We start from the raw sequence: 15,724 nt of genomic DNA on the forward strand, positions 1-15,724 counted from the left end.
AATAATAGGAGGAAAAAATCTTGGCTGGAAGAGAATATCCATTAGAGAGAACAAGAAACATCGGTATTATGGCTCATATTGATGCTGGTAAAACAACAACAACAGAGCGTATCTTATACTATACTGGTGTTAACCATAAAATTGGTGATACTCACGAAGGTACTGCTACTATGGACTGGATGGCTCAGGAGCAGGAAAGAGGTATCACAATCACTTCAGCAGCTACAACATGTCACTGGACATTGCAGGAAAACTGCAAACCTAAAGCTGGCGCTTTAGAGCACCGTATCAACATCATTGATACTCCGGGACACGTTGACTTTACTGTAGAAGTTGAGCGTTCACTCCGTGTACTTGATGGTGCAGTAGGTGTATTCTGTGCAAAAGGTGGAGTTGAACCACAGTCAGAAAACGTATGGCGTCAGGCTGACACATACAACGTACCAAGAATGGCATTCATCAATAAGATGGACATTTTAGGTGCCAACTTCTACGCAGCAGTTGAACAGATTAAGACAAGATTAGGTAAAAATGCAATCTGCATTCAGTTGCCAATCGGAAAAGAAGATGACTTCAAAGGAATCATCGATTTATTTGAAATGAAAGCCTATATCTACAATGATGATAAAGGTGATGACATTTCTATCGTTGATATTCCGGAAGATATGAAAGATGATGCTGAGTTATATCGTACAGAATTAGTAGAGAAAATCTGCGAATTAGACGACGATTTAATGATGGCATATTTAGAAGGAGAAGAACCATCTGTAGAAGAGTTGAAAGCAGCATTAAGAAAAGGAACATGTATTTGTGCAGCTGTTCCGGTATGCTGTGGTACAGCTTACAGAAACAAAGGTGTTCAGAAACTTCTTGATGCAGTTATCGAATTCATGCCTTCACCACTTGACATTCCTGCAATCCAGGGTGTTGATGAAGACGGAAACGATGTTGTAAGAGAATCTTCTGATGAAGGTCCTTTCTCAGCATTAGTATTTAAGATTATGACTGACCCATTCGTAGGTAAGTTAGCATACTTCAGAGTTTACTCTGGAACAATGAACTCAGGTTCTTATGTATTGAATGCAACAAAAGGAAAGAAAGAACGTGTTGGACGTATCCTTCAGATGCATGCAAACAAGAGAGAAGAGCTTGACAAAGTATATTCAGGAGATATCGCAGCTGCGATCGGATTCAAATTCTCTACAACTGGAGATACAATTTGTGACGAACAGCATCCGGTAGTTCTTGAATCTATGGAATTCCCAGAGCCGGTTATCGAGTTAGCTATTGAACCAAAAACAAAAGCTTCTCAGGGTAAACTTGGTGAATCCTTAGCAAAACTTGCAGAAGAAGACCCGACATTCCGCGCTCATACAGATCAGGAAACAGGTCAGACAATCATCGCTGGTATGGGTGAGCTTCACCTTGAAATCATCGTAGACAGACTTCTTCGTGAATTCAAAGTAGAGGCAAACGTAGGTGCACCGCAGGTTGCTTACAAAGAATCATTCACAAAAGCAGTTGATGTAGACAGCAAATATGCAAAACAGTCAGGTGGACGTGGACAGTACGGACACTGTAAAGTTAAATTTGAGCCAACAGATGTCAATGGCGAGCAGACATTCTTCTTTGAATCTACAGTAGTAGGTGGAGCGATTCCAAAAGAATACATTCCAAAAGTAGGAGAAGGTATTGAAGAAGCTATGAAATCTGGTACACTTGGTGGATTCCCGGTAGTTGGTATTAAAGCTACTGTATACGATGGTTCTTACCATGAAGTCGATTCAAGTGAAATGGCATTCCATATTGCTGGATCTTTAGCATTCAAAGATGCTATGGCAAAGGCGGCTCCGGTACTTCTTGAGCCAATCATGAAAGTTGAAGTAACAATGCCGGAAGAATATATGGGTGATGTTATCGGTGACATCAATGCACGTCGTGGACGTATCGAAGGTATGGATGACTTAGGCGGCGGTAAGATCGTAAGAGCTTACGTTCCATTGTCAGAAATGTTTGGATACTCTACAGACTTACGTTCAAGAACTCAGGGACGTGGTAACTACTCTATGTTCTTTGAGAAATATGAACCAGTACCGAAGAACGTTCAGGAAAAAGTATTATCTAATAAAAATGCATAATTCTTACTAATTTTCGGGACGAAAATCTTAAAAAGACTTGAAAATCTATATGATTTGAAATATAATCAGAGATAACCGAGTAAATCAAAAATATGAAAAAAGCCCCTTTATAAGGGGCATATAATTAAGGAGGATTATTCAAAATGGCTAAAGCTAAATTTGAAAGAACAAAACCACATGCTAACATTGGTACAATCGGACACGTTGACCATGGTAAAACAACTTTAACAGCTGCTATCACAAAAACTCTTGCAGCAAGAGTTGCTGGTAACGCTGCTGTAGATTTCGAAAACATCGACAAAGCTCCAGAAGAAAGAGAACGTGGTATCACAATTTCTACAGCTCACGTTGAGTACGAAACAGAAAAACGTCACTACGCTCACGTTGACTGCCCAGGACATGCCGATTACGTTAAAAACATGATCACAGGTGCTGCTCAGATGGATGGTGCTATCCTTGTTGTAGCTGCTACTGATGGTGTTATGGCTCAGACAAGAGAGCACATCTTACTTTCTCGTCAGGTAGGTGTACCTTACATCGTAGTATTCATGAACAAATGTGACATGGTTGACGATGAAGAATTATTAGAATTAGTAGAAATGGAAATTCGTGAATTATTAGATGAATACGAATTCCCAGGAGATGATACTCCAATCATCCAGGGATCAGCTCTTAAAGCTCTTGAAGATCCAAACGGAGAATGGGGAGACAAAATTATGGAACTTATGGATGCAGTAGATAGCTACATTCCAGATCCACAGAGAGCAACAGATCAGCCATTCTTGATGCCAGTAGAAGACGTATTCTCTATCACAGGACGTGGTACAGTTGCTACAGGTAGAGTAGAACGTGGTACACTTCACGTATCTGACGAAGTTGAAATCGTTGGTATCAAAGAAGAATCTCGTAAAGTTGTTATCACAGGTATCGAGATGTTCCGTAAACTTCTTGACGAAGCTCAAGCTGGTGATAACATCGGTGCATTACTTCGTGGTGTTCAGAGAACTGAAATCGAAAGAGGACAGTGTCTTGTTAAACCAGGTAGTGTAACTTGCCACCACAAATTCACAGCTCAGGTTTACGTATTGACAAAAGATGAAGGTGGACGTCATACACCATTCTTCAACAACTACAGACCACAGTTCTACTTCAGAACAACTGACGTAACAGGTGTTTGTAACTTACCAGAAGGTACAGAAATGTGCATGCCTGGTGACAACGTAGAAATGTCAATCGAATTAATTCACCCAGTAGCTATGGAACAAGGTTTACGTTTCGCTATCCGTGAAGGTGGACGTACTGTAGGTTCAGGAAGAGTTGCTACAATCATTGAGTAATCGTTGATTTGTGATTTGAACTAATTGAATTTATACCCCGGAAACGCAAGTTTCCGGGGTTTTTCTTGAATTATAGGAAATTCCTTTGGAATCCTATAATTCAAAAAAATGCACTTCGTGCAAAGAAGCGCAATCTTTTTTGAATTTATAAGAGATACAAGCAGTTGAATACACAGAAATAGCAAATTGAATAAGGAAGATGAAAGAGGAAATCTAACGATATAGGATTTAGAATAAAATATTCACTTGCAAATTTTGGCAAAAAGTGCTTTAATAAAATTAATATTATACAGGCGGGTTGTTACTTTTTAGGCAAAACCGAACTTTTGGAACAGAGTATATAATGTAAAATTGTATAGTCTGTTCCAAAAGTTCGGTTTTTTAGTGCAAAGCAGAATATTTTCCTGCTGTAAAGATTCGTCTGATAATAAATAATGAGGAGGAAAGATATGAAGAAAAAAGGAACATGGATGCGTGCAAGTGCAGGCGCCCTTTCTGCGGCAATGGTATTGGGGTCTGTAACTGTAGCGCCGGCTGTAAAGGCAGAAAATGTGGAAGAGAAAGCGGGTTATGAGGTTAACTATGCTCTTAATTCAAAAGTAACTGCGAGCAATCAGGAACTGGCAAATCAGTGGGGACCGGAGAAAGCGGTAGATGGCATTGTGAATCGTGATGCTGAGAAACCGGAACAGTCACGCTGGTCAACAGCACAGAGCACCACACAGGAAGCGAGAACGTTGACATTAGACTTGGGGGCAGTAAAGACATTCAGTCAGTTTGTAATTGAGTGGGAGAGAACCAATATTACAAATTTCAAGATTTCTGTTTCTGACACAGAAGATGGTACTTATAAAGATGTTTATGTAAAGGAAGATGGTAAGAATATTACATCTCTCACAAGCAGGATCAATCTTGAGAAAGCTGCAACAGGACGTTTTGTTCGTTTGACGGTGAACGGGTATACGTTGAACCCGGGTAACTGGCAGTCTGTATCTCTCTATGAGTTCAAAGTACTCGGAGAGGCTGAGAACTTGAGTGAAGGTGCAACAGTAGCAGCAGACGGATATGAAGATAATCTTGAAAAATTCCAACCTAGTAAAGTAGTTGACGGAGATGATACAACGCGTTGGGCAAGTCCGGCTAAGTTAGGACAACACTGGATTAGCTTAGATTATGGAAAAGAAATTTCTATCCAGTCATTCAAGATTCACTGGGAGCGCACGAATGCAACAAAATATCGTTTGGAAAAATCGTCAGACGGTACAAACTGGGAGCCGGTTGTAAGTTTTGAGAAAAAACCAGACAGCTATCAGCAGATTATCAACTTAGATGAACCGATCAACACACAGCATGTACGCCTTTTCATTGAAGAATTCGATCCAAAAGGGGCGCCGGAAAACGGAGCTGAGGTGACATGGAACACAGTTGGTATCTGGGAGTTTGAGACTTATGCCGGAAAATTAGAAGAGCCGGAAAACACTCAGGATCCACAGGAAGTTGCAGATAACTTAGAGCTGCCTGAATCGATCGAAGGTGATTCTAAGAAATTTACAATGCCGGAAGTTCCGGAAGGGTTTGAAATAAGCTTTGTCGGAGCAGATTATGAGCAGATTTTAGACAGAGACTTGACAGTTTATCAGCCGTTGGTTACACAGCAGATTAAGATGAACTTCAATGTAAAAGCAGAAGGAAAAGATGGAAAAGCAGTTGACTCGAAAGAATATACAATGACTGTTACCGGTAAATACGAGCAGGAAGAGGGAGACAACGCAAAGCCAGCAGTAATTCCGGAACTTGCTGAGTGGAAAGGTGCAAAAGGCGGAGAGTTTGCAGTGAAGGACGGCAGCCGTATCGTTGTTGCAAACAAAGATAAAGCAGCGCTTCAGAGAGCGGCAACAGAGTTCCAGAAAGATTATAAAGATTTATTTGGAAAAGATCTTGAAATTGTATATGCGGACAGCGCAAATGCCGGAGATTTCTTCTTTACACTTGTAGAAGCAGGAACAGGTCTGAAAGAGGAAGGATACAATCTGAAAATTGGTGATTCAGTTACAGTGGAAGCAGAAACTTCAACAGGTGCATACTGGGCAACAAGAAGTATTCTTCAGATTTTAAAACAGACAGATGGAACAATCGCAAAAGGCGAGGCGCGTGACTATCCAAAATACGAAGTGCGTGGATTCATGCTTGATGTCGGAAGAAGACCATTCTCTAAGAAAATTGTCAATGAAGTTGCAAAGACAATGGCATGGTACAAGATGAACGACTTACAGCTTCACTTAAATGACAACTATATCTTCTTGGAAGATTACACAACTGCAGGAGAAGATCCGATGACTGCATATGAGGGATTCCGTTTGGAGTCTGATATCAAAGCAGATGGAAATCTGAATAAGGCAGATTTGACAAGTGATGACATGTACTGGACAAAAGATGAGATGCGTCAGATGATTCAGGATTACCGTGAAATCGGTATGGATATTGTACCTGAGTTCGATACACCGGCACACTCTCTTGCATTTACAAAGGTTCGTCCAGACCTTAAAATGGGTGGAAATGGACGTGAGAATGATCACTTTAATTTGGCAACTCCTAGTGGGGGTGATGCAAGTGAAACGCCATATGCGAAGTCTTTAGAATTTGTAGAAGGTCTTTGGGATGAATATTTGGAAGGTGAGAATCCTGTATTCGATGAAGAGACAATTGTTAATATCGGAACAGATGAATATTCAGAAACATATAAAGAACAGTTCCGCCAATTTACAGATGATTTGTTAGCACATGTTCAAGAGAAAGGTAATCAAGTTCGTCTTTGGGGAAGTCTTACTGCAAGAAAAGGTCAGACAGATGTAAGAAGCGAAGATGTACAGATGAATATCTGGAATGACGGTTGGGCAAATCCAAAAGAGATGTACAAAGAAGGATATGATCTGATTGATATGAACGATGGAACAGTTTACATTGTTCCGGCAGCCGGATATTATGGTGATTATTTGAATAAACAGCACTTATACAGTAATTATGATCCGGCAAAACGTATGGGAGTTCCGGTTGGTTCTGAACAGACACTCGGTGGAGCTTATGCAATTTGGAATGACATGGTAGATAAGAAAGCAAATGGTCTTTCTGAGCTGGAAATTTATGACCGTTTCAACGATGCAGCTCCATTCTACGCATCAAGCTTGTGGGGAGATGAAGAAAAGACTTACGCAGAGGCAACAGAAGTCAGTGAAGCAGTTGGAGAAGCTCCTCGCACAAATGCATATGACAAAGTAGACAGCAAGGGGGACACTATTGTATCATACGATTTTGATGAAGGTCTGAATGATGAATCCGGAAACGGCTATGATGCAAAAGATGCAGTGAACGCAAAAGTAGAAGATAAAGCATTTGTATTGAACGGAAAAGAAAGCTATGTCTCTACTCCGCTTGACCGTGTTGGCCCTGGAAAGGAACTTTCTTTCGACATTACAATGAAAAAACCTGGAATGCCTGGAGAAATTTTATTCGAGGCAGATGCAGAGTACGGAACATATGATATCCGTATCATGGAAGATGGAACACTTGGATTTACAAGAGAAGGTTATGACTATTCCTTTGGATATAAGCTTCCGGTAAATCAGAAAGTATCTCTGACAATCAGAACAGACGGAGATGTGACTTCTCTGATTGCAGATGGCAAGAAATATACTGCAACAGGAAGCTACACATATGAAGGCGATTTGAAAGCATCTAATATCTCACGTGCGTCATTGTCATTGCCGACAGAAAGAATTGGTTCTAAGACAAATGCGGTAAACGCAGTGATCGATAACATTGTGTTGACTTCTAAAGTGGTAAAAGAAGATTTGACAGAGGGAGCAATCGATTCAAAAGACTTCACAGTGACAGCTGACAACGAAAACTCAGATGGAAAAATTACAAATGCATTTGATAATAATATTTCTACAATCTGGCATACACAGTGGTCGCCAAACAAGAAACCACTTCCGGCTGTGATCACAATTGATATGAAGAAGAATTACGATATCAATGGATTCTACTATATGCCAAGACAGACAGGAAATAATGGATATATCTTAGAATATACATTGGAATATCAAGATGCTTCCGGAAACTGGCAGAAAGCTGTAGATAAAGGAACATGGGCTTCTAACGGATCTGAGAAAAATGTGAGATTTAAACCAATCAACACATCAAAATTAAGACTGACAGTTACAAAAGGACAGAATGATTTCGGTAGTGCGGCAGAGTTCAAAGTGCTTGGAGGAACAGAGGACTTGACAAAAGTACCACTTCGCATCAGCACATATGTAGAAGGAAGAGGAACAGCAGAAGTTTCAAAAGAGCAGATTAACAAAGGCGAGGAAGTTACATTTACTGCAAAAGCAGATAAAGGAAACAAATTCGTTGGCTGGTATGACATTTTCGGAAATGAAGTGAGCAAGGAAGCTTCTTACAAAGTAACACCGGAGGATAACCTGACATTGGTTGCTAAGTTTGAAGAATCTGACACACCGGTAGATCCGGATGGAGTAAACAAAGACAGTCTTAAGAAATTGTATGATGACTGTGTAGCGGCTGACAGAGACGAAAAAGAGTACACACCAGGTACATGGAAAGCATATGCAGATGCAATAGACGCTGCAAAAGCAGTCATTGACGATAAAGAAGCAACAGAAGAACAAGTGAAAAAAGCACATGATGATCTTCAAAAAGCTCTCTTTGAATTGAGACTGATTCCAAACAAAGATAAATTGGAAGACTTAATCAAAGAAGCAGAAAAGATGGATCTGAGCGGATATACATCAGAGAGCGTAAAAGTGTTTGAAGATGCACTTGCTCAGGCGAAAGTAGTTATGAAAGATCCGGAAGCTGATCAGGATGCTGTAGATGCAGCAGAGGGGCAGTTGAGGGCAGCAGTTGAACAGTTAGAAAAAGCTGACAAACCTGTAGTACCGAGCGAAGTAGATAAGAGCGCTTTGGAAAAATACTACAATGAATGTGTTTCATACTACAAAGAAGCTGACTACACAGCAGACAGCTGGAAAGTATATAAAGAAGCACTCACAAATGCCAAGACGGTGCTTGATGATGAAGATGCAACAGCAGAGGAAATCAAGGCAGCTACAGAGAAACTTGCAAAGGCAGCTAAGGATTTAGTGAAAAAAGAGGAAAATAAGAAACTAAGTACTCCATCTGCCGGTGGTTCAGATGAATCAGGAAAGAAACCGGTGACAGGAGATTCGACTGCGGCGCCAATGATGATGGTTCTTGCGGCAGCAGCATCCGTAATTGCAGGAAAAGAAATCTTAAAAAAGAAAAAAACGGATGAATAATAAAATAGCCGGCAATGAAAGTTGCCGGTTGTTTTAAAAGGGAAAAGGGAAATGGGAAAAAGGAAAAAGAAATGAAAAGGAAAATATATAAGGGATTTCATAAGATTCTTGCAGGAATATTTGTATTGAGTCTTGTGATGATTTCGATCCAGGTACCGACACTTGTCGCTGCCGGAGAGAAAAAAGGAGAGGAAAAATTGGTGAATATCGCACCGGAATCAGAGATTACAGTCCCAAGTTCGGAAGCGGGGAAAGAAAAAGAAAATCTGGTTGACGGTGACGATGCGACCTTGTGGGTGCAAAACGGTGATACATGGCCGAGTGAGGTATCATTGAAGCTGCCTGCAGATAATACAAAAAAGATTAAAAAAATCGTTGTAAAGTTTGAACAGGGACATACTCCTTGGACGGTGGATATTCAACTGTCACATGCATTGAATAACGTCACGAGTGATCTTGTTGTGGATGATACAAAAGTGAATCACTGTTTTGATGATGTCTATGAATTTGAATATGAGACACCTTTGAATTTTACACACACGTATATTACATTGTCTAATCCGCAAAACGATGGACAGCCGGGAGCGTTCTGGCCGGCTATTGCAGAGGTGGAAATCTGGGCGGAGGCATCTTCCGAGGAAAGTGATCTGACCAATGTGGCGCCGCAGGCGACAATCACATCTGTTGGCGGGGATGCCGGAGTAAAAAGCAATCTGGTTGATGATAATTATGAGACATTGTACGTTTACAACAATGGAGGTATCTCCGGTTTGAAAGACGGCGCATGGATCGAGATGGAGCTCGACAGAGAGTATCCGGTAAAATCTATGGAGGCGGCTTTTGAACTTGTGGATCCGGATGAAAATGGCTTTGAATTTACATTTGACGTACTTGGGAAGAGTAAAAATGACACCGAGTGGCAGACGTTATTTGCAGGAGTGAAGGCAACGCGTCTGGAGGATGGATATATTCAGACATTATCTTTAGACAGTGTCAAGAATTTAAAGAGCATTCGCATCAATGTGACTGATATTGCGAGCACAGGCGGAGATCCGTGGCCGGCGCTGGCGGAATTTAAAATCTTTGCAGATGCAAACGGAAGCAATGTAGAAGATACTGAGAGTATCGCATATAAAAAACCGGTTCATACTAACACAGGTCAGTCTACAGTATCCAGAGTGAATGATGGCTCTACAACGAATGTGTGGTCGGGGGACAGATATCCGGCATACATTGATATTGATTTGGAGAAAAATTATAATCTGGATGAGATTCAAGTGTTTACACCGTCCACAGGATATTCCCAGTATTCGATTTATACGAGTATGGACGGAAGAGATTTTGATAAGCTTGCGGAAAAAACAAGTAAAGAAAGCTGTCCGGCAGACGGTGAAAAATACGCTGCTGATGGAAAAGAAGCAAGAATTGTTCGTGTATATATGGAATATCAGTCGACTTCGGAAAAGTCTTTGATCAATGAAATCCGTGTGCTTGGAAAGGAAAGCGGAACGAAAATTCAGGAGACACCAAAAGTTCAGGTGGAAGATTTTGCGGGTTCCGCATATGATGTGCAGATTACAGAACAAGATACGATTGATGAAGTGAAAGGGATCATTGAAAGAAGAATCGGCTCAGCGTATGTTGACTGGTTTACCTTGGAAGTGGCAGAAGGCGACAATGCATATGATTACTTTGAGTTATCTCAGAAAGATGGAAAGATTCACATCAAAGGAAACGATGGTGTCTCTCTTGCGACAGGGCTGAACCATTATTTGAAATATTATTGTAACGTAAATATTTCTCAGGTTGGGGATCAGGTGAAGATGCCAAAGAGCATTGTTCCAATTGAGGGAACGGTACATAAAGAGACAAAATTCCCGGTCCGCTATTCTTATAACTACTGTACGCTTTCATATTCTATGGCGTTCTGGGGTGAGAAAGAATGGAGAAATGAATTGGACTGGCTTGCATTGAATGGTGTAAATGTTGTTCTCGATGCAACAGCGCAGGAAGAAGTGTGGAGAAGATTTTTGGGAGAACTTGGATATTCGCACGAAGAAGCAAAAGATTTCATCGCAGGGCCGGCATACTATGCATGGGCATATATGGCAAATCTATCCGGATTTGGAGGACCGGTACATGACAGCTGGTTCACGGAGAGAACAGAACTTGCGAGAAAAAATCAGCTTATTATGAGAAAACTTGGCATGCAGCCGGTACTGCAAGGTTATAGCGGTATGGTTCCTGTTGATATTACAGATAAAGACCCAAGTGCACAGGTAATCAAGCAGGGGACATGGTGTTCGTTCCAAAGACCGAGTATGCTGAAGACAGATAGTGAGACATTTGACAAATATGCGCAGTTGTTCTATAAGGTACAAAAGGAAGTATATGGAGATGTATCTGACTACTATGCAACAGATCCGTTCCATGAAGGTGGAAACACAGGTGGTATGAGCCCGACAGTCATTGCCGAGAAAGTGTTGGCAAACATGATGGAGGCAGACGAAAATGGTATCTGGATTATTCAGTCATGGCAGGGAAATCCGTCGACGGCTCTGCTTCAGGGATTAGATGCAGCACGTGACCATGCGCTTGTACTTGATCTCTATGCAGAGAAAACTCCGCACTGGAACGAGACAGATCCTGGCTCTTACGGTGGAGCAGAAGGCGGTGGAGAATTTTTGAACACTCCTTGGGTTTACTGCATGTTGAATAACTTCGGAGGGCGTCTCGGACTGCACGGACATATTGAGAATTTTGTAAATGGTGTTGCGCAGGCAGCGGCACAGGCGAACCATATGGCGGGAATCGGTATCACACCGGAAGCATCTGTGAATAATCCGGTACTGTATGATCTGTTCTTCGAGACAATCTGGTCAGATGATGGTGAGAATTTATCGGCGATCAACCTGGACGAATGGTTTAAGGATTACACAACGAGAAGATATGGGGCAGAGAGCCAATCGGCGTATGAAGCAATGCAAATCCTGAATGATACTGTGTATAATCCAGAGATGAATATGAAAGGACAGGGAGCGCCGGAGTCGGTTGTCAACGCCCGTCCGGGATTAGATATTGGAGCGGCTTCCACTTGGGGAAATGCGGTGATCGATTATGATAAGGCTGAACTGGAAAAAGCGGCAGCACTGTTGCTAAAAGACTATGACAAATTAAAAGACAGTGCCGGTTATCAATATGATCTTGCAAATGTATTAGAGCAGGTGTTATCGAACACTGCTCAGGAATATCAGAAGAAGATGGCAGATGCATTCCGCGAGGGGGACGCTGAAAAATTTGAAAAAATGTCAAACAGTTTCCTTGAAATTATTACAAAGGTAGAGGAAGTAACCGGAACACAGGAAGAATTTATGCTTGGCACATGGCTGGAATCGGCGAAAGCACTTGCGAAAAATGCAGACGATTTCACAAAAGAATTGTATGAGCTAAATGCACGTGGCCTTATCACAACATGGGGAAGTATCGAGCAGGCAAACAGTGGAGGCTTGATTGATTATTCCAATCGTCAGTGGTCAGGACTTACAAGCGACTATTATAAACCACGCTGGGAAAAATGGATTGCCGAACGGAAAAAAGAATTGGCAGGAGAAGAGTCAAAAAATTACTCAGCAGCAGATTGGTTTGAAATGGAATGGGCGTGGGCTCGGAGCAATAACGAATATCCAACGAAAGCAAACGGTATGGATTTGGAAAAGCTGGGGACAGAGATTCTTGATAAGTATTCTGTAAGCCAGATTCCGAAAGATCCTGCAGAGAACGATGAGTTTGATATCTCTCTGGAAGGAATGACTGCAACTGCCGGAAGTGAGCAGGCAGGAAGTGAGACGGAAGGCTTGGCAAATTATGTTCTGGATAACAATACAGGAACGCTGTGGCATTCTTCATGGGCTGGGGCAGAGAGAGAAGACCTGTGGATTGATATCCGGCTTCCGGAAAAACAACTGGTGGATGGAATCCGTTTGTTGCCAAGAACAAGTGGAACAAATGGAGTTATCACAAAATACAGAATTGAAGTGAGTGCTGACAACGGACAGAGTTATCAGGAAGTGAGCAGTGGAACATGGAGTTCTGGAAACAGTTGGAAAAAGGCAAGTTTTTCAGAAGTGGAGGCAACAAATGTCCGTGTCTATGCGGTAGAGTCGCTTTCGACGGATTCTAATAATTATGCTTCCGCTACTGAGATTCGCATTACCGGACCGAAAAAGGTAGAAGTGCCGGTTGACAAGGCAGAACTACAGGAAGCCTATGATAAGGCGGCTAAAATGGATCTGAGTATGTACACGGAACAGAGCCGCAAAGTGATGGAAGATGCAATTGCAAATGCAAAAGCAGTATTGGACGATGAAAAGTCGGCACAAGAAACAGTTGATGAAGCATTAAAACGGCTGCAGGAAGCAGAAAAAGGGTTGGAGTTGATTCCGAGCACGCCTGTGAAAAAAGAAGATCTTAAGAAGAAACTGGATGAGGCAGAACAATACAGGAAAGAGCTTGATTCCTATACACCTGTAACGAGAGAAGCTTTTGTGAAAGCTTATGAACTTGCAAAAGAGGTATATGAGGATGAAAAGGCAACTCAGGAAGCGGTAGATGCAGCATTTGGACAATTGCAGAAGGCGATTTTTGATCTGAGACAAATTCCGAGCAAGGAAAAATTAGAAGAGTTGATCAAAGATGTGGAACAAATGGATCTTACAGGATATACTGAGGAATCAGCAGGCAAGGTGGAATCAGCATTGGAGTTTGCAAAGAAAGTTGCATTTGATGAGAATGCGACAAGTGCTGATGTGAGAAAGGCATCAGATATGCTGAGAGCGGCAGTTCAGGGATTGGAAGAAAAATCTGAAAGTGGCACAACACCGGATAAGCCGGAAAGTGGAAATCAGAAAGAAAATCCAAAAGAAAATCCAAAAGAGCAATCGAGTGTGAAAACAGGAGATAACAATTCTATGATTGTTTGGCTTGTAGTAGCAGTATCGATGTTAGTTGTCCTAATGGAAAGAAAGAGAAAAGAGAAGCGATAGTATTATAATAAAGAAGAAACCGGAGCTTTTGCTCCGGTTTCTGTTTGCGTATATAGAACTATGAAAGTTTTTTCGCATCTTTGAAGAATGTAAGTGCTGTGTAAATCATTACTACGATAACAATCCATGTCAACACTGTAGTTGGCATCTCTTTTACTAAGAAGTAAGCGATGAATACACCGATCATACCACCAACTGTTAACATAACAGAAGCTTTTCTGTCGTATTTTCCTTCTTTGATGAATTTGATACCACAAGATGGCATTAAGAATGCACAAGAACCCATCATAATAGGGAATGCAGATTTAATATTCATACCAAGTGCACCAATCATAGCCATACATGGAGCGTAAAGTCCAACACCGATTGTCATCAAAGCACCTAAGAAGAAGTTGATTACGATACCAAGAACAAGTTTTACGCCTGTAAGACCTGTAGCTGTTCCGGCAGCACCGAATGGTCCAACTTCCATTAATTTACAACCCATCATCACTGCAAGGAAAAGTAATGCAACACCTAAAGCGATACGGATCTGTTTTACAGGAAGTTTTGAAACGATACCTGCACCGATGTAAGAACCGATTGCAGCTGCTGCAAGTAAACCTACTAATGTAACTGTGTCTAAGTCAATCAATCCAAGGAAGAGTACGAATTCTGTTACGACAGGAATCGCATCTCCAACGTTGAGAGTACCTGGCATTACTTCGTCATCACAAGACTTTGTAAATTTGAAACCTGCCTGAGTGGTAGCGAAACTACCAATTCCTAATGTATCGAAAAAGTTAGTGATAATACCAATAAGTAACAATGAGATAACTTTCTTGCCTGTAAATTCTTCTTTATGTTTGATACAGTCGGCAATCCAGTAAATAGCAAAAACTGCAGTATAAGCAATAATAACGATACGTAAAATAAGAGTAGCGTTCATATAATATCCCTCCAGATTAAATATTAAATTTTGAAAATTGGTAAAAAATAGAGACATATCAAAGAGATAGTATATGCAAAGCCCCCGATATTGAATATACCTTGTTAAAAATATGTCTTTATCTATTGATAATTGTAACAAGTTCAATAGGAAAAGTCAATGGATTCAAAGGTGAAATTTAGTTCAGTAAAGTGCCGAAAAAAAGCCTAAGATTCAGCGTTTCTTCCTATTTATAAATATAAGAGTAACAGTTCGGCTGCAAAAGCTTGAAACAGTGGTATAGCAGTCGGTTTTGCAGCAGATTTATGAGAAATTTTCTCTTGTAAACGAACTGGCAGAAAAAAATAAAAAAAAGTCTTGAAAAATGAAAAGAAATCATGTATACTAAAAAAGCTGTGACATGATAGCGTTGAAGCGTGAGGTTGCTACTTATAATAGTAGGTGTTCCGTGGAGCGAATGTCAAGTTAGGAAACTGGCGACAAGTCACTGTACGAATCAATAACAACCGATGAAAAACGGTAACAACGTGTGAGTTCTCACGACACACACGGGAGAGTGTACAGTCACCGCTTGTCGTACTTGAGTTTAATAGTACGAAAAGGAGGCGACTTTTTTTATGGCAAGTCAAGTAATGAGAATTACACTGAAAGCATATGATCACCAATTGGTTGATGCATCTGCAAAGAAAATTATCGAAACTGTAAAGAAAAATGGATCACAGGTGAGCGGACCGGTACCACTTCCAACTAAAAAAGAAGTAGTAACAATCTTAAGAGCCGTACACAAATACAAAGATTCCAGAGAGCAGTTCGAACAAAGAACTCACAAAAGACTGATCGATATCATCACACCAACACAGAAAACTGTTGATGCATTATCAAGATTAGAGATGCCAGCTGGTGTTTATATCGACATCAAAATGAAAAACAAATAAGAGTT

The 15,724-nt window shown here is 41.0% G+C and carries 6 protein-coding genes; 5 read left to right on the forward strand and 1 reads right to left on the reverse strand.

Going from position 1 to position 15,724, the window contains the following annotated elements; all coding sequences use genetic code 11:
• Positions 1-20: 20 nt before the first annotated feature.
• The 4 genes from fusA to AC6I5B_RS02215 all read left to right on the forward strand — a co-directional run bounded on the left by fusA (position 21) and on the right by AC6I5B_RS02215 (position 13,856).
• Positions 21-2,138 carry an elongation factor G gene (gene fusA / locus AC6I5B_RS02200; RefSeq protein WP_497773567.1) on the forward strand — a complete coding sequence of 706 codons (2,118 nt, stop codon included), beginning with the start codon at positions 21-23 and terminating at the stop codon, positions 2,136-2,138.
• A 143-nt stretch (positions 2,139-2,281) separates the two neighbouring features.
• Positions 2,282-3,475: an elongation factor Tu gene (gene tuf, locus AC6I5B_RS02205; protein WP_004611878.1), complete on the forward strand. Its 1,194-nt coding sequence runs from the start codon at positions 2,282-2,284 to the stop codon at positions 3,473-3,475.
• A gap of 449 nt (positions 3,476-3,924) precedes the next feature.
• Positions 3,925-8,814: a discoidin domain-containing protein gene (locus tag AC6I5B_RS02210; RefSeq protein WP_235837113.1), complete on the forward strand. Its 4,890-nt coding sequence runs from the start codon at positions 3,925-3,927 to the stop codon at positions 8,812-8,814.
• A gap of 71 nt (positions 8,815-8,885) precedes the next feature.
• Positions 8,886-13,856, forward strand: a complete 4,971-nt coding sequence (locus AC6I5B_RS02215; protein ID WP_497773568.1) for an alpha-N-acetylglucosaminidase TIM-barrel domain-containing protein — start codon at positions 8,886-8,888, stop codon at positions 13,854-13,856.
• 58 nt (positions 13,857-13,914) lie between these two features.
• Here AC6I5B_RS02215 and AC6I5B_RS02220 read toward each other — a convergent pair whose 3' ends face one another.
• A complete protein-coding gene (locus AC6I5B_RS02220) occupies positions 13,915-14,784 on the reverse strand; it encodes a sulfite exporter TauE/SafE family protein (protein ID WP_044986798.1) in 870 nt (289 codons plus the stop codon).
• Positions 14,785-15,401: 617 nt separating this feature from the next.
• Here AC6I5B_RS02220 and rpsJ point away from each other — a divergent pair.
• Positions 15,402-15,719, forward strand: coding sequence for a 30S ribosomal protein S10 (gene rpsJ, locus AC6I5B_RS02225; RefSeq protein WP_004607300.1), 318 nt, complete (start codon positions 15,402-15,404; stop codon positions 15,717-15,719).
• The last annotated feature ends 5 nt before the right edge of the window (positions 15,720-15,724 follow it).

The organism is Faecalimonas nexilis (genome assembly GCF_059731825.1).